This is a genomic window from Schauerella aestuarii, assembly GCF_009866805.1.
GTDB classification, from domain to species: Bacteria; Pseudomonadota; Gammaproteobacteria; order Burkholderiales; family Burkholderiaceae_B; genus Schauerella; species Schauerella aestuarii.
In genome coordinates, this window is sequence record NZ_SIZW01000041.1 from 33780 (window position 1) to 48041 (window position 14262).

At 63.0% G+C, this 14262-nt stretch carries 11 protein-coding genes; 10 read left to right on the top strand and 1 reads right to left on the bottom strand.

What is annotated here, in order from left to right; all coding sequences use genetic code 11:
- Window positions 1-231: 231 nt before the first annotated feature.
- The 3 genes from EYW45_RS11125 (at window position 232) to ccsB (ending at window position 4444) form a co-directional block, all read left to right on the top strand.
- Complete coding sequence (locus tag EYW45_RS11125) at window positions 232-930, top strand: c-type cytochrome (RefSeq protein WP_202444687.1); 699 nt, start codon at window positions 232-234, stop codon at window positions 928-930.
- 156 nt (window positions 931-1086) lie between these two features.
- Entirely contained in the window at window positions 1087-3096 is a 2010-nt protein-coding gene (locus EYW45_RS11130; protein WP_161135482.1) for a cytochrome c biogenesis protein ResB, read from the top strand.
- Window positions 3097-3103: 7 nt separating this feature from the next.
- Window positions 3104-4444, top strand: coding sequence for a c-type cytochrome biogenesis protein CcsB (ccsB, locus tag EYW45_RS11135; protein WP_161135483.1), 1341 nt, complete (start codon window positions 3104-3106; stop codon window positions 4442-4444).
- A gap of 67 nt (window positions 4445-4511) precedes the next feature.
- Here the strand turns inward: ccsB and EYW45_RS11140 are convergent, their stop codons facing one another.
- Window positions 4512-6233 carry an ATP-binding protein gene (locus EYW45_RS11140; RefSeq protein WP_161135484.1) on the bottom strand — a complete coding sequence of 574 codons (1722 nt, stop codon included), beginning with the start codon at window positions 6231-6233 and terminating at the stop codon, window positions 4512-4514.
- Between the two features lie 419 nt (window positions 6234-6652).
- Here EYW45_RS11140 and EYW45_RS11145 point away from each other — a divergent pair, with 419 nt between their 5' ends.
- From EYW45_RS11145 to EYW45_RS11175, 7 genes are all read left to right on the top strand, one after another.
- The gene (locus EYW45_RS11145; RefSeq protein ID WP_161135485.1) at window positions 6653-7156 is read left to right on the top strand and encodes a MaoC family dehydratase; all 504 of its coding nucleotides are present in this window, start codon (window positions 6653-6655) and stop codon (window positions 7154-7156) included.
- Between the two features lie 24 nt (window positions 7157-7180).
- The gene (locus EYW45_RS11150) at window positions 7181-8158 is read left to right on the top strand and encodes a Bug family tripartite tricarboxylate transporter substrate binding protein (protein WP_161135486.1); all 978 of its coding nucleotides are present in this window, start codon (window positions 7181-7183) and stop codon (window positions 8156-8158) included.
- A 1-nt stretch (window position 8159) separates the two neighbouring features.
- Window positions 8160-9590 carry an MmgE/PrpD family protein gene (locus tag EYW45_RS11155; RefSeq protein WP_161135487.1) on the top strand — a complete coding sequence of 477 codons (1431 nt, stop codon included), beginning with the start codon at window positions 8160-8162 and terminating at the stop codon, window positions 9588-9590.
- 103 nt (window positions 9591-9693) lie between these two features.
- The gene (locus EYW45_RS11160; protein WP_161135488.1) at window positions 9694-10854 is read left to right on the top strand and encodes an acyl-CoA dehydrogenase family protein; all 1161 of its coding nucleotides are present in this window, start codon (window positions 9694-9696) and stop codon (window positions 10852-10854) included.
- The gene (locus EYW45_RS11165) at window positions 10851-12062 is read left to right on the top strand and encodes a CaiB/BaiF CoA transferase family protein (protein ID WP_161135489.1); all 1212 of its coding nucleotides are present in this window, start codon (window positions 10851-10853) and stop codon (window positions 12060-12062) included. Before EYW45_RS11160 ends, EYW45_RS11165 begins: the two co-directional genes overlap by 4 nt.
- Before the next feature lie 59 nt (window positions 12063-12121).
- Window positions 12122-12952: a GntR family transcriptional regulator gene (locus tag EYW45_RS11170; RefSeq protein WP_161135490.1), complete on the top strand. Its 831-nt coding sequence runs from the start codon at window positions 12122-12124 to the stop codon at window positions 12950-12952.
- Window positions 12949-14181, top strand: a complete 1233-nt coding sequence (locus EYW45_RS11175) for an MFS transporter (protein ID WP_161135491.1) — start codon at window positions 12949-12951, stop codon at window positions 14179-14181. Before EYW45_RS11170 ends, EYW45_RS11175 begins: the two co-directional genes overlap by 4 nt.
- The last annotated feature ends 81 nt before the right edge of the window (window positions 14182-14262 follow it).

Consider the following 14262-nt stretch of genomic DNA (forward strand, 5'->3'; position numbering starts at 1 on the left):
TGCGCAAGGCTCAACCAAGGTACCGGTTACAGGTATTTGTTGTGCGCACGGCGATTTTTCGGCGCCGCTAGAAAGGGTTCCCGGCGCGCGGCACACCGATCGGCACGTGCAACCAGTGCGCGCCAATGTGGAGTGGGCTGCCAACGGGTGGAGACAACAGGCGCGCAAAGCGCCGAACGGCGCGAAGCTGCATGCTTCGCAAAGTCATCGATCCGAAGGTCGAGGTTTTTCATGATGCGTGTGCTGTCCCGGATGGTGGTGGTGAGCGGTTTGATGCTCTGTGCGTCCTTCTCCCCAACAAGTTTCGCGGCCGACGTGGCCCCGCCTGCCAAACCCGACGCGACCAAGGGGGGCCAGCTCTACGATCAAGGCGACGCGGCACGCGGCATCATCGCCTGTGCCTCCTGTCATGGGGCCGGCGGCAACAGCACGATCCCGGCCAATCCCAGCCTTGCAGGCATGCCGCACGAATATCTCGCCAAGCAGTTGCGCGACTTCAAGCTGCCCGAAGGCGCGAAGGTGCCGCCCCGCAGCGGCCCGGACGGCAATCCCACCATCATGACGGCCAATGTGGCGGCGCTCACGCCCGAGGATATGAACAATATCGCGCTGCATCTGGCGCAGCAGCCCATCAAGGAAAAGGCCACCGCCGGCTACAAGGATCTCGTCGACCAAGGTCGCAAGATCTGGCGCGGCGGGTTGCCCGACCGTGGCGTGCCCGCATGTGCGTCCTGTCACGGCGCTTCCGGCGAAGGTATCCCGGGACAGTATCCGCGTCTGTCCGGCCAGTTCCCCACCTATATCGAAGAGCAACTCAAGCTGTTCAGCGCGGGCTACCGCAACAACAGCGTTCCCATGCACGAGATCGCCAATCGCATGTCCGCAACCGATATCAAGGCGGTTTCCGATTACGCGGCTGGCCTGCGTTAATTCACACGACGGCCGAAACCTTTTTAGGCACCGGCGGTCAATGCGAGGGGGGAGCCCATTGCGCGCGTCCCCCCTTTTTTCATGACGGTAAACCCCATCTCTTCTCCAGCCCCTAAGCGGCATGTCGCGTCCGACTTTTTCGAGCTGCTCGGCTCGATGCGGTTCGCAGTCAGTCTGTTGATGTTTATCGCCGTGGCCAGCATTCTGGGCACGGTGCTGATGCAAAACCGGCCATCGAACAATTACATCGATCAATTCGGTCCGTTCTGGTTCGAAGTGTTCGACAAGTTTTCGATCTGGCATGTGTACAACAGCTGGTGGTTCCTGCTGATCATGGGCTTTCTGGTCGTGTCGACATCGATCTGTCTCACGCGCAACGGCCCCAAGATGATTCGCGACATGCGGTCGTTTCGCGAGCATGTGCGGGCGTCGAGCCTGCGGGCGTTTCCCCACCGCGTTGCCATCGAAGCTGCGGGTTCGGTGGAAGACACCGCCACGCAGATGCAGACGTTGCTCAAACGCCAGGGCTATGCGGTACGCGAGAAGCGCGACGGCGACACACTGCTGCTGTCGGCCAAAAAAGGCAGCGGCAACCGGCTGGGCTACATTTTCGCGCACGCAGCGATGGTCATCATCTGCGTGGGCGGTCTGCTCGACAGCGAGTTGCCGGTACGGCTGCAGGTGTGGCTGGGCGGCAAGCAGCCGATCGTGGAGAACATGCTGATCTCGGAGGTGCCGGCCAGCGGTCGCCTGGCGATGGGCAATCCCAGTTTCCGCTCCAGCGTGCTGGTGTCCGAGGGCAGCCAGGCGAGCAGTGCCGTGGTGATGGTGGACGATGGGGCCCTGGTGCAACCGCTGCCGTTCACGCTGCGCCTGAAAAAATTCATCATCGACTACTACTCGACCGGCATGCCCAGCCGCTTCGCCAGCGAAGTGCAGGTCACCGATCCCGATACCGGCAAGACGTTCGATCAAACCATCGAGGTCAACGAGCCCCTGCGCTTCAAGGGCGTGACGGTGTATCAATCGAGCTTCGACGATGGCGGCAGCACGGTGAAGCTCACCGGCTATCCCTTGGTCGGTACCGGTAATACGCCCTTTACCGTAGACAGTGCCGTGGGCAAGTCGGCCGCCGTGGATGCGGTCACCACCGCAGGTAAGCGCTCGCTCAACGTTGATGTGACGGCGCTGCGCCCGATCAATGTCGAGGATATGTCGGGGGGCGTCCCAGCGACCGCGCCGCCAACCTTCGGCGAGCACGTGGCCGCCGTCACGGGTAGTGCGGCCGGCAAGAAAAACGAGAATCTGCGCAATGTGGGGCCAAGCATCCAGTACCGGTTGATCGACGATGCGGGCCAGGCGCACGAGTTCCAGAACTACATGCTGCCGGTGATGCTCGACGGCACGGCTGTGTTTCTGGCCGGGGTGCGCAACACGCCCAACGAGAATTTCCGCTATCTGCGCATTCCCGCCGACGACGACAATTCGGTGGCCGAATTCATGCGGCTGCGCAGTGCGCTGGCCGATCCGGCCATGCGCCGCGCGGCAGCCGAGCGCTTCGCGGCCGACAATGCGCCGGCCGGTGCGGATCGCGCGCCCCTGATCACGGCGGCGGAGCGGGCGCTCAATACCTTCGCGGATGGTGGCCTGCAAGGTATAGCCGCCTTTTTGCAAACCAATACGCCGCCGGACGAACTCCCTCGCGCGGCCGACATCGTGATCCGCTTGCTGGGGTCGAGCATCGGCGAGTTGCGTGCGCTCACCCGCGAACGCGCCGGGTTGCCCGCCGTGGCCGGTGCAGGGCCGGACGCCGAGCGCGCTTCAGCCTGGTCGCGCATGGCGGTGGCGGCGTTGTCGGACCTGACGATGTATCCGTCGCCGGTGTTTTTCGGGCTGACGGATTTCAATCACGTGCAGGCCAGCGTCTTCCAGGTCAGCCGCACGCCCGGCAAGAACACGGTGTATCTGGGCTGCCTGTTGCTGATTTTGGGTGTATTTTCGATGTTTTATATTCGCGACCGGCGCGTCTGGGTGTTTCTTACCCCGGGCGAACCGGGTCATGGCGCGCAGGTTCAAGCCGCCATGACATCGCAGAAGCGCACCTTGGACTTCAATCGCGAGTTCGAGCGCTTCAAGCAGGCGGTACTGCGCCTGTCGAGGTCATGAGGTTGCCATGTCTGTATCCGTAAGTACTTCCGAAATCGATCCGCTCTGGCAGGAAGGCATGTCCGAAACGGGCGATGCGCGCATCCAGCGCGGGCGCCCCGACTGGACCGACGCCCTGTTCTTCGTGGTGTTGGCGGCGGGTGCCGGCTTTGCACTCACGCGTTTCACCGACGCGATGGATTACTACGAGAAGATCATTCTCTGTGGCGCCGTGCCTTTCGTGGCATGGCTGGGCTGGTTGTGGCGGCCGATGCGCCGGCTGATGATCGCGGTGGCCATCTCCAGCCTGTTTGCAATCTGGCTCTATCAAGGCGATCTCGCGCGTGCCGAGCAGGTGTTCTTCCTTAAATACCTGTTCTCGTCGCAATCGGCGATCTTGTGGATGTGCGCGCTGTTCATGATCGCGATGGTCTGCTATTGGATCGGCTTCATCAGCCAGACAGCGGCGTGGCTCGGCACGGCGCTTACCTGGGGCGCGGTATTCGCAGGCGTGACCGGCCTGCTGGTGCGCTGGCGCGAGGGGCATTTGCTGGGGCCGGACCTGGGCCACATCCCGGTGAGCAATCTGTATGAAGTGTTCGTGCTGTTCGCGATCATCACCGCTTTGTTCTATCTGTATTACGAGCGCCGCTACGCCACGCGAGCGCTGGGCGGCTTCGTGCTGCTGGTGGTGAACTCCGCTGTGGTGTTCCTGCTGTGGTATTCGTTCACGCGCGACGCGGGGCAGATCCAGCCGCTGGTGCCGGCGCTCAAGAGCTGGTGGATGAAGTTGCACGTGCCGGCCAATTTCATCGGCTATGGCACGTTCTCGTTGGCCGCGATGGTGGGCTTTGCCTACCTGATCAAGCAGCACGGGCAAACGCGGTCGTGGGCCAAGCTCGTGCCGTTGTTCGTGCTGGGCGTGCTGCTCTGTGCCGAGCCGATGGTGTTTCGCACCGAAGGTCTGTCGGCGACCTGGATGGTGTATTTCGGCGTGGGCGTGGTGATCGTCGGCAGCATTCTGCTGGCGCGTGCGCGTATTGCCGCAGCGCTGCCCAGCCTGGAAGTGCTGGACGACATCATGTATCGCGCGATCGCGATCGGCTTTGCGTTCTTCACCGTGGCCACCGTGCTGGGCGCGTTGTGGGCCGCCGATGCGTGGGGCGCCTACTGGCAGTGGGATCCCAAGGAAACCTGGGCGTTGATCGTGTGGCTGAACTACGCCGCATGGCTGCACATGCGCTTGATCAAGGGCCTGCGCGGCACCATGGCAGCCTATTGGTCGCTGGTGGGGTTGCTCATCACCGGGTTCGCGTTTCTGGGCGTGAACATGTTCCTGTCAGGCCTGCATTCCTACGGACAGTTGTAGCCGCGGCGTGAGTGGCGCGCGGCAGGCTGAGCGCCGCGCGTTGCTGCCCACGAGGCCGACGCTTCTTTTACCGCGCCACTACCCGTTCGATCGTGGCGCGCACGTCTTCCAGCGACAGCGGTTTCTTTAGCATCACGGCATGTTCGCCCAATGACGCCCGCGTGGCGTCGAGATCGGCGATGCCGGTCATGAAAATCAACGGCAGGCCCGGACGGATTTCGTCGATGACGCGGCCCAACGTGACGCCGCTGAACCCTTTGAGGGCAACGTCGCTGATGACCACATCCGGAAGATTGTGCTCGATCGCGCGCAGGGCCTCGAACCCGCTTTCCACGCCGTGCACGGCGTAGCCGTCGTCGACGAGCAGCTCGCACAGGTTGTTGCGCACATGTTCGTCGTCGTCGACCAGCAGGATCTTGATCGCGGCGGGCGCGCGCAACGCGGCACTGGCGTGTGCATCCGGTTGGTAGGCCGCGCGATCCTCGGTCGCCGCCTCGGGTGCAGTGGGCACGGTTTTCAGAAATAGCCGCACGGTGGTGCCCGCACCCAGCGTGCTGTCGATGCGTGCCGCGCCGTCGGACTTGCGCGCGAACCCTTGCACTTGCGCCAAGCCCAGGCCGGTGCCTTTGCCGTTGTCCTTGGTGGTGTAGAAGGGTTCGAACACGCGGTTGGCGACCTGGGGCGCCATGCCGGGGCCGTTGTCGGCAATCGATATTTCCACGTAGGTACCGGGCGCCAGTTCGTCGTCGCCGTCGATCTCGATCACGCGCGTGCCGATGGCGATGCGGCCATGATTGTTCATCGCATCGCGTGCATTGACGATGATGTTGAGCACTGCCGCTTCGAACTGCGTGCGGTCGCACAGTACCGTGGCGGCAGGCGCCGTGAGATCGAACTGCAGATCGACGGCCGGCCCGATCGCGCTCGCCAGAAACTCACGCATGCTGTCCAGATGCGGTGTGACGCGAATGGGGGCGACGGCCGGCGCTTCGTCGCGCGATAGCGTGAGCAGCTGGGCGATCAAATCGCTGCCGCGCGTGACGGTTTTCAGGCCGCCTTGCGCCAGGCGTTTGACCTGTTCTGGATTATCGGCCTTGCGGCGGATCAGTTCGAAGCCGGCGTGCAAGGCTTGCAGCAGATTATTGAAGTCGTGCGTGATGCCGCTCGTCACGTGGCCCACGGCAGCCACGCGCTGCCCATGGCGAAAGCCGCGGTAGGTTTGATCGTCGTCGCCCAGGGCCGATACCACGCGTGCCTTGAGTTGGCGGTTTTCGTCGTCACGTTCGCGCACGAATTCGCGCAACTCGATGAGCGATGCGGTTTGCCGGGCCAGCGCCTGCAGAGCGGCGATCTGTTGGGCATCGATGGTGCGCGCCACGGTGTCGATCACACAGACGGTGCCCAGTGCCTCGCCGCGCACCGTCACGATGGGGGCGCCGGCATAAAACCGGATGTGCGGGGGACCCAGCACCAGCGGGCTCTGCGAGAAGCGGGGGTCTACCGACGTGTCTTCAACCACCAGCACATCGTCGGGCGTGAGGATGGCGTGGGCGCAGAACGCGAAGTCGCGATGCGTTTCCCGCACGTCCAGGCCGATGCAGGCCTTGAACCACTGCCGTTCGCGATCGACCAGCGATACCAGGGCAATCGGCGCGTTGCACAACGACGCGGCAAGCGTCACCACGTCGTCGAACGCCTTTTCGGCGGGCGTATCCAGAATGGCAAGGTCGGTGAGTGCAGCCACGCGACGATCGTCGTCGGGCGGGAGGGCAGCGGGCTGGTGAACCATGTGCAGTGCAATCCTTTCGGGGGTAAAGCGCGCATCCCGTCAGCAAATGATGGAATGTGCAAGATGGAGCGCAGTGCGTGCGAAGACATTCAACGTACAGGATACGTGCACCGCATGGTGGCCACATCTTCAACGAAGGTCGCCGCCAGAGGGCCGTTCCGTAGTGTCTCTCAGCAATGATCGGGCCGCAATTCGTCCTTTCGTCTCATCCGTGTTTTTTCTTGACGGGCCGGATTGGGCGGGTCTACTATCGATACTAGTTTGTACGGACAAAGTATTAAAGCAATCAAACTAACGAGACAGGTTCGAGACTGTTGTGGTGCGTGGCTGACGGCTCCGGCCGTCTGTATTGCCACATACCGCTACCGCCGTGACGGCGGTCATCCAGTTCGACGACTTCACACGCTCAAGGAGAATTCATGATTACCGCTGTTCAGATCGCTCCCAACCGCTATCGTGCCGTGTACGGGCGTTACTTCGAAGACTTCAACGTGGGCGACGTGTACGAACATCGCCCGGGGCGCACGATTACCGATGCCGACAACATTCAGTTCTCGTTGTTGACCATGAACTATCACCCCATGCATTGCGATGCCGCCTACGCCTCGAAGAGCGAGTTCGGCAAATTGCTGGTGAGCAGCGGGCTGACGGTGGCCGTGGTGTTGGGCTTGACGGTCAACGATGTGAGCGCGCAGGCCGTGGCCAACCTGGGCTGGAAAGACATTACGCTGACCCATCCCGTATTCGCCGGCGACACGTTGTATGCCGAGTCGGAGGTGCTCGACAAACGCGAATCCAAGTCGCGCCCCAAGCAGGGGATCGTGACCGTACGCAGCAGCGCCACCAATCAGGACGGCGCGAAGATCATGACTTTCGAGAGGACGTTCCTGGTATCCAAGCGCGGTCACGGCGTGGGCGACTGACCCCGCCAATGAGGAGACAAAAAAATGAATAAAAAAATGATCGGCGCCGCCATGACGGCGCTCACCCTCGGTTTGGGCGCGATTGCGCCCGCGATGGCCGCCGACTATCCGTCCAAACCGTTGCGTATCGTGGTGGGCTTTCCGCCGGGCCAGGCGACGGACATCATTGCGCGGTTGGTGGCCAAAAAGCTCGAAGAAGGCCTGAAGCAGCCGGTGGTGGTCGAGAACAAGCCGGGCGCCGGCGGCATCATCGGCACCGAGCAAGTGATCCGGGCCGAGCCCGATGGCTATACGCTGCTGGTGAGTTCGAGCGGGCCGCTCGCGATCAATCCCAGTCTGTACAAGAACATCTCCTACGATCCGCTGCGCGACCTGGCATCGATCTCCGAGATTGCCGTGGTGCCGTTGTTCCTGGCGGTGACGAACAACTCAAAAGCAAAAACCGCGGCCGATCTGGTGAAGATGGCGAAGGCCCAACCGGGCAAGCTCAACTATGCCTCCGGTGGCAGCGGCGTGACCAGCCATCTGACGATGGAGTTGTTCAAGCACGCGCAGCAATTCGATATGCAGCACGTGCCTTACAAGGGCAGCCCTGCCGCCGTCACCGATCTGATCGGCGGGCAGGTGGAAGCGATGATCGACACGGGCCCTGCGCTCATCGGCAACGCGCAAAGCGGCAAGTTGCGGCTCCTGGCAGTGGCCAGCGAGAAGCGCAATGCGGCCGTACCCGATGTGCCGACGATGGCCGAGGCCGGCATGGGCAATTTCGTGGCGCCGGCGTGGATCAGCATCATGGCCCCCGCCAAAACGCCGAAGCCCGTGATCGACAAGCTCTACGCCACGCTGCAGAAGGTGTGGGCCGAGCCCGATGTGACCAAGACCCTGAATGCGCTGGGGGCGGAACCCATCCTGAAGACGCCCGACGAAACGCGCGCATACGTGCAGGCCGAAATTACCAAATGGGCAGAGGCCGTGAAACTGTCCGGAGCGAGAGTGGATTGATATGACACACGCAGATACCGCACTGACTGAACACCTTCCTGGCTTGTCCGCCGATCTGGCGGCCTACGCCGCCAACTTCAAACTGGCAGACGTGCCGGTCGACGTGCAGTCGCGCGCCGCACACCTGATGCTCGATGCGTTGGGTATCGGACTGGCCTCCACAGGCTACGACTATGCACATCGCACGTTGGCCGCCATGAAAGAGCTGGCGGGCGGCGCGATGGCACATGATCCCGCCGGCGTGCCGGTGATCGGTATGGCGGTCAACCTGCCCATGCGCGATGCCGCCATCGTCAACGCCGTCATGATCCACGGCCTGGACTACGACGACACGCACCCCAGCGGGGTGATCCACGCCACGGCATCGGTGTTGCCGGCTGCATTGAGCGTCGGCGCGGCACGCGACGCCAGCGGCGCAGACGTATTGGCGGCCTATATTCTGGGCGCGGAGATCGCCATCCGCATTGCATCGGCCGCGCGTGGCGGATTCCATCAGGTGGGCTTTCATCCCACCGGGCTCATCGGCGCGTTCGGTTGCACATTCGCCGCCGGCCATCTGATGAAGCTCAACGCGGATCAACTGCGCGATGCCCAGGGCATCGTGCTCTCGATGGCGTCGGGCAGCCTCGAGTTTCTGCAAGATGGCGCATGGACCAAACGGCTCCATCCGGGTTGGGCCGCGCATGCAGGCATTACCGCAGCCACGTTGGCCAAGCATGGTTTCGTGGGGACGCGTGCGGCCTATGAGGGCCGGTTCGGCTTGTATGCGAGTCACCTGGGCGAACTGAATGCCAAGACCGATCTGTCGTTGGTGACGGCGGGCTTGGGTGAGGTGTGGGAAACGCTCAACGTGGCGGTCAAGCCGATTCCGGCGTGTCACTTCGTGCATGCGTGCGCGGATGCGTCGGGCGCCTTGCACGCGGAGATCGGCGAGACCGAGATCGTACGCGTGGTGGCGAAGGTGCCCGAAGGCACGATGAAAATCGTGTGCGAGCCGGACGACAAGAAGAAGCGGCCTGCCAATGCTTATGAAGCCCAGTTCAGCATCCCGTATGCGGTGGCGACGGGACTGTTGAAAGGGCGCTTTTCGCTCGATGCACTTGAAGAAACCGCCTACACCGACGCGGCCACGTTGGCGTTGGCACGCCGGGTGACGTGCGAAGCCGACCCGCAAGCGGAGTTTCCGCGTTTCTATTCGGGCGATGTCACCGTGGAACTGGCGGATGGCCGTACGTTGCATCATCGCGAGCACATCAATCGCGGCGCGCCCGGCCGGCCCATTACCGACGACGACGTGCGTATCAAGTTTCACGAAAACGCGGCACGCGCCGTGTCGCGCGACCGTGCGCAGGCGATCGAGCGCGCGGTACTCGGCATTGCGACCGGCGGCACGCGCGATCTGATGCGACTTCTGGGCGAACGCGCCCAATAGCACAGCCATTGGACGCCGCCCGGACACACACCCAGGAGGTGCCGCCGAACCAAGGACGCGATCGGCGCACTTCATCACGAATCATCGAATCGACGGAACCCTCATGAACGCACCCATGCACGATCAGGAACAGGAAACACTGATACTCGATATGCTCGACCGCTTTTTGAAGGTCGAGGTATTGCCGCACGTCCATCATCTCGAGCACGACGATATCTATCCGCATGAGATCGTGGAGAAGATGAAAGAGATGGGCTTGTTCGGCTGCATGATCGATCCCGAGTACGGCGGGTTGGGGCTTTCTACGCTCACCTACGCCAAGATTATCGAACGCATGTCGCGCGTGTGGATGTCGATCTCCGGCATCATCAATTCGCACGTGATCATGGCGATGGCCGTGCAGCGCTTCGGCACCGATGCGCAAAAAGAATACTTTCTTCCCCGCTTCGCAACGGGCGAGCTGCGCGGCGGCATTGGTTTGACGGAGCCGGATTGCGGCACCGACCTGCAAGCCATCCGCACAGTGGCCAAGCGCGACGGCGATCATTACGTGGTCAACGGCACCAAGATGTGGATCACCAATAGCCAGGAAGGCAACATCATCGCCTTGCTCGTGAAAACGGACACCACCGCCCAACCGCGTCACAAGGGCATGAGTCTGCTGCTGGCCGAAAAAGGCCCCGGCTTCATCGTGAGCAAAAAGCTTGAGAAGCTTGGCTACAAGGGCATCGATACGTGTGCGCTGGCCTTTGAGGATTACAAGGTGCCGGTCGATCGTTTGATCGGCGGCGTGGAAGGGCGCGGCCTGCAGCAGGTGCTGGGCGGACTCGAATTGGGCCGCATCAATGTGGCCGCACGCGGTCTGGGCGTGGCGCAGGCTGCGCTGGACGAAGCGCTGGCGTATTCCCAAACGCGCAAAACCTTCGGCAAGCCGATTTGCGAGCATCAAGCCATTCAGCTCAAGCTGGGCGAGATGGCTACGCGCACGCAAGCATCGAGATTGTTGACGTATGCCGCCGCCGAAGCGTTCGATCGCGGTGAACGCGTCGATATGGAAGCCGGCATGGCGAAGTACTTCGCCACCGAAGCGGCGATGGAGAACGCGCACGAAGCGATGCGTATTTTTGGCGGCTATGGCTACTCGAAGGAATACAACGTCGAGCGTCTGTACCGCGACGCGCCGCTGCTCACCATCGGTGAGGGCACGAACGAACTGCAACGCATCATCATCGCCAAGCAAATGATCGAGAGGAACCGCGTATGAATGCCCCCCAATCGCAGGCCGTCACGCTGCCGTTGCCCCTGGCCGGTGTGCGCATCATCGCCATCGAGCAATACGGCGCCGGGCCGTTCGGCACGCAGCATCTGGCAGATCTCGGTGCAGAGGTCATCAAGATCGAAAACCCGGGCGATGGCGGGGACGTGGGCCGTGTGGTGGGCCCGCATTATTTCGGTCCCGGCGACAGCCATTTCTATCAATCATTCAACCGCAACAAGAAGAGCCTGACGCTCAATCTCAAGTCGCCCGAGGCGCGCGAGGTGTTGCGGCGCCTGGCGGCCGATGCCGACGTGGTATTCAACAACCTGCGCGGCGATTTGCCGGCCAAGCTTGGCCTGACCTATGCCGATCTGAAGGATGTGAATCCGCAACTGGTATGTGGGCACTTGTCGGCTTACGGGCGCGAAGGTTCGCGGGCGGCGTGGCCGGGCTACGACTATCTGATGCAGGCCGAGGCGGGCTATCTCTCGGTGACGGGCGAGGCCGACGGTCCGCCATCGCGCATGGGCTTGTCGATGATCGACTTCATGACCGGCACGACCGCCGCGATGGGGTTGCTTGCCGGCGTGATCGGTGCGCGAGCCACCGGCATCGGACGTGATGTGGACGTGAGTCTCTTCGACGTGGCCCTGCATAATCTGACCTATGTGGCCACGTGGTATCTGAACAAAGGCGTGGAGATCGGACGTGAAAAACGGTCGAGCCATCCGTCGCTCACGCCGAGTCAGTTGTACCGCACGAAGGATGGCTGGATTTTCCTGATGTGCAACAAGGAAAAATTCTGGCCGGTGCTGTGCGAAGCGATCGGCAAGCCCGAGTGGGCGCAGGGCGGCGATTATGTGGACTTCAAGGCGCGCCTGGCGCATCGCGATCAGCTCACCGAAGATCTGGATGCCGTGTTGTCGTCCGACACCACCGAAATCTGGATGAAGCGCTTCGCGGGCCGGGTGCCGGCGTCGCCCGTGTACACCGTGGCCGAGGCGTTGGACAATCCTTTCGTGGCCGAACGGGAAAACGTGCTCACATTGCAGCATCCCGGTGGGCCGATCAAGACGGTGGCGTCGCCCGTGCGGGCTGGGGGCTGGCCCGATCGGCCCGCGCCAACGCTCGGTGAGCACAGCGAGGAGATTCTGGCCGAGGCGGGTTACGATGCAGAAGCCATTGCGGCACTGCGCGCCAGCTCGGCCATCTGAGCACCGGCGCCGCCGCGACAGCACTTCCGTCAAGACAACGACCGCGGCGACGCGACGCTATGGCCACACGCCTTACCTCTCCTATTTCCAACGGGCGCACGCCGGGCCTCACCGGCGCGCAACCGCGCTACCTGCAACTGGCGCAAACGCTGTACAACGAGATCGAATCGGGCAAGTACCCCATCGGGGCACTGGTGCCCACCGAGTTCGATCTGTGCGAGCAGTTTGGCGTGAGCCGTTTTACTGCGCGCGAGGCCGTCAAGCGGCTCGTGCAACTGGGCATGGTGGTGCGGCAGCCGGGCGTGGGGACGCGCGTGTGCGCCCGTACCGCCAACGCCAGCTATAACCAGAACATCACGGGTGTGGCCGACCTGTATCAGTACGCCACCGACACCACCTTGTCGATCGATCGCCGCGAGACGGTGGAGATCGAACCCGCCCAGGCCGAGATGCTCGAGGGCTCGCGCGGCGAGACGTGGCTGCACATGCACGGTCGCCGGTTCACGAGCGGTCAGGCGTTGCCGATCTGTGTGACCGAGCTGTGGCTGCATCCGGCATTTCGGTCGATCAAGGGACTGACCGGCCGGCTCGATCGCGCCGTGCATGCCATCGTCGAAGAACAATTCGGCGAGTCGATCGGTTCGGTCGAGCAGGAGATTCGCGCGGTGCTGCTGGATCGCGACGCCGCGACCAGCCTGGACGCGCCGTTGCACAGCGCTGGTCTGAAGGTGGTGCGCCGCTATCGCAACCGGCGCGGCCAGTTGATCGAGCACACCACCAGCGTGCATCCGGCCGACCGCTTTCATTACACCACCACGTTCCAGCGCGACTGGCAGATGGCCGGCGCCGAAGCGGCGGCCGAACCGGCTGCGCGCAAGGCTGCAAAATGACACGCGAACCTTCGGGCTGGATCGTTCTCGTCGCTACGACGCTGGTGCAATCGCTCGTGGCCATGGCATTACTGACGTTGCCCGTGATTGCTCCGGTGGTGGCGTTGGCCATGGGGGTGTCGCCCGCCTACGTCGGCATGTATGTGGCGATCGTCTACGCCGGCGCCATGCTGGCGAGCCTGGTGGCGGGCGGCGCCGTGCGGCGCTACGGCGCCATTCGTCTCAGCCAGCTCGGGCTGGTGATGTGCGCCATCGGTTTGCTGCTGTGTACGTTGCCGTATGTGCCAACCATGGTGCTGGGCGCCGCGCTGATTGGTTTTGGGTACGGGCCCATCACGCCCGCCAGTTCGCACCTGCTGATCCGCAATACGCCTGCGCATCGCATGTCGCTGGTGTTTTCGATCAAGCAGACCGGTGTGCCGCTGGGCGGCATGCTGGCCGGCGCGATCGTGCCGGGGCTGCAGGTGCTGATCGGTTGGCAATGGGCATTCGCCGCTGTCGCGCTGGCCTCGCTGGCGTGTGCCGCCGCCGTGCAACCGCTCTGCCGCAGTCTGGATAGCGATCGCGACCCTGCGCATCCCGTGTCGTTCGGACGGGGGTTCTGGGGCCCGATCCGGCTGGTGTTGAGCCGCCGCAGTCTGGCGGTGCTCGCGGCGTGTTCGTTCCTGTTGTCCATCATTCAACTGTCGCTCACCACGTATGTGGTGACGTTCCTGCACGAGGATCTGCTGATCAATCTCGTCACCGCCGGCTTCATTCTTGCCGTGTCGCAATTGGCAGGGGTTACCGGCCGCTTGGTGTGGGGATATATCTCGGACCGATTCCTGGGTGCGCCTCGCATGCTTGCCGTGCTGGCCGCGCTCGTCGCCTTGAGTGGCCTGGCCACCGCATTCATGGTGCCTGGCACGTCGACGGTATTGCTGCTGATCGTGCTGTCCGTGTTCGGCGCCAGCGCAATCGGCTGGAACGGCGTGTATCTGGCCGAGGTCGCGCGCCAGGCGCCGCCGGGGCAGACCAGCGTGGCCACGGGCGGCGCGCTGGCATTCACGTTTTTGGGTGTGGTGGTGGGGCCACCGATATTCGGCGCGATCGCCAGCGCCGCCGGCAGTTATGGTTTGGCCTATGCCGCGCTGATCGTGCCGGCCGCGCTCTGTTTCGCGCTGACGCTGGGTTTCCAGAAGGCGTTTGTGCCAGTGCCTGCCTCACCCTCGGGCGCCGCCGGCGAATAGATCGGCGAATGGATCGGCGAATGGATTTTTGCGTCCCGAACAACTTGGCTCGAACGAGCACCTCCCGCTCGTCGCAATCGA

What these genes read in the sequence shown, in the direction of transcription:
- EYW45_RS11125 (WP_202444687.1), top strand. Translation starts at nt 232, where the DNA reads ATGATGCGTGTGCTGTCCCGGATGGTGGTGGTGAGCGGTTTGATGCTC.
- EYW45_RS11130 (WP_161135482.1), top strand. Translation starts at nt 1,087, where the DNA reads ATGCGGTTCGCAGTCAGTCTGTTGATGTTTATCGCCGTGGCCAGCATT.
- ccsB (WP_161135483.1), top strand. Translation starts at nt 3,104, where the DNA reads ATGTCTGTATCCGTAAGTACTTCCGAAATCGATCCGCTCTGGCAGGAA.
- EYW45_RS11140 (WP_161135484.1), bottom strand. Translation starts at nt 6,233, where the DNA reads ATGGTTCACCAGCCCGCTGCCCTCCCGCCCGACGACGATCGTCGCGTG.
- EYW45_RS11145 (WP_161135485.1), top strand. Translation starts at nt 6,653, where the DNA reads ATGATTACCGCTGTTCAGATCGCTCCCAACCGCTATCGTGCCGTGTAC.
- EYW45_RS11150 (WP_161135486.1), top strand. Translation starts at nt 7,181, where the DNA reads ATGAATAAAAAAATGATCGGCGCCGCCATGACGGCGCTCACCCTCGGT.
- EYW45_RS11155 (WP_161135487.1), top strand. Translation starts at nt 8,160, where the DNA reads ATGACACACGCAGATACCGCACTGACTGAACACCTTCCTGGCTTGTCC.
- EYW45_RS11160 (WP_161135488.1), top strand. Translation starts at nt 9,694, where the DNA reads ATGAACGCACCCATGCACGATCAGGAACAGGAAACACTGATACTCGAT.
- EYW45_RS11165 (WP_161135489.1), top strand. Translation starts at nt 10,851, where the DNA reads ATGAATGCCCCCCAATCGCAGGCCGTCACGCTGCCGTTGCCCCTGGCC.
- EYW45_RS11170 (WP_161135490.1), top strand. Translation starts at nt 12,122, where the DNA reads ATGGCCACACGCCTTACCTCTCCTATTTCCAACGGGCGCACGCCGGGC.
- EYW45_RS11175 (WP_161135491.1), top strand. Translation starts at nt 12,949, where the DNA reads ATGACACGCGAACCTTCGGGCTGGATCGTTCTCGTCGCTACGACGCTG.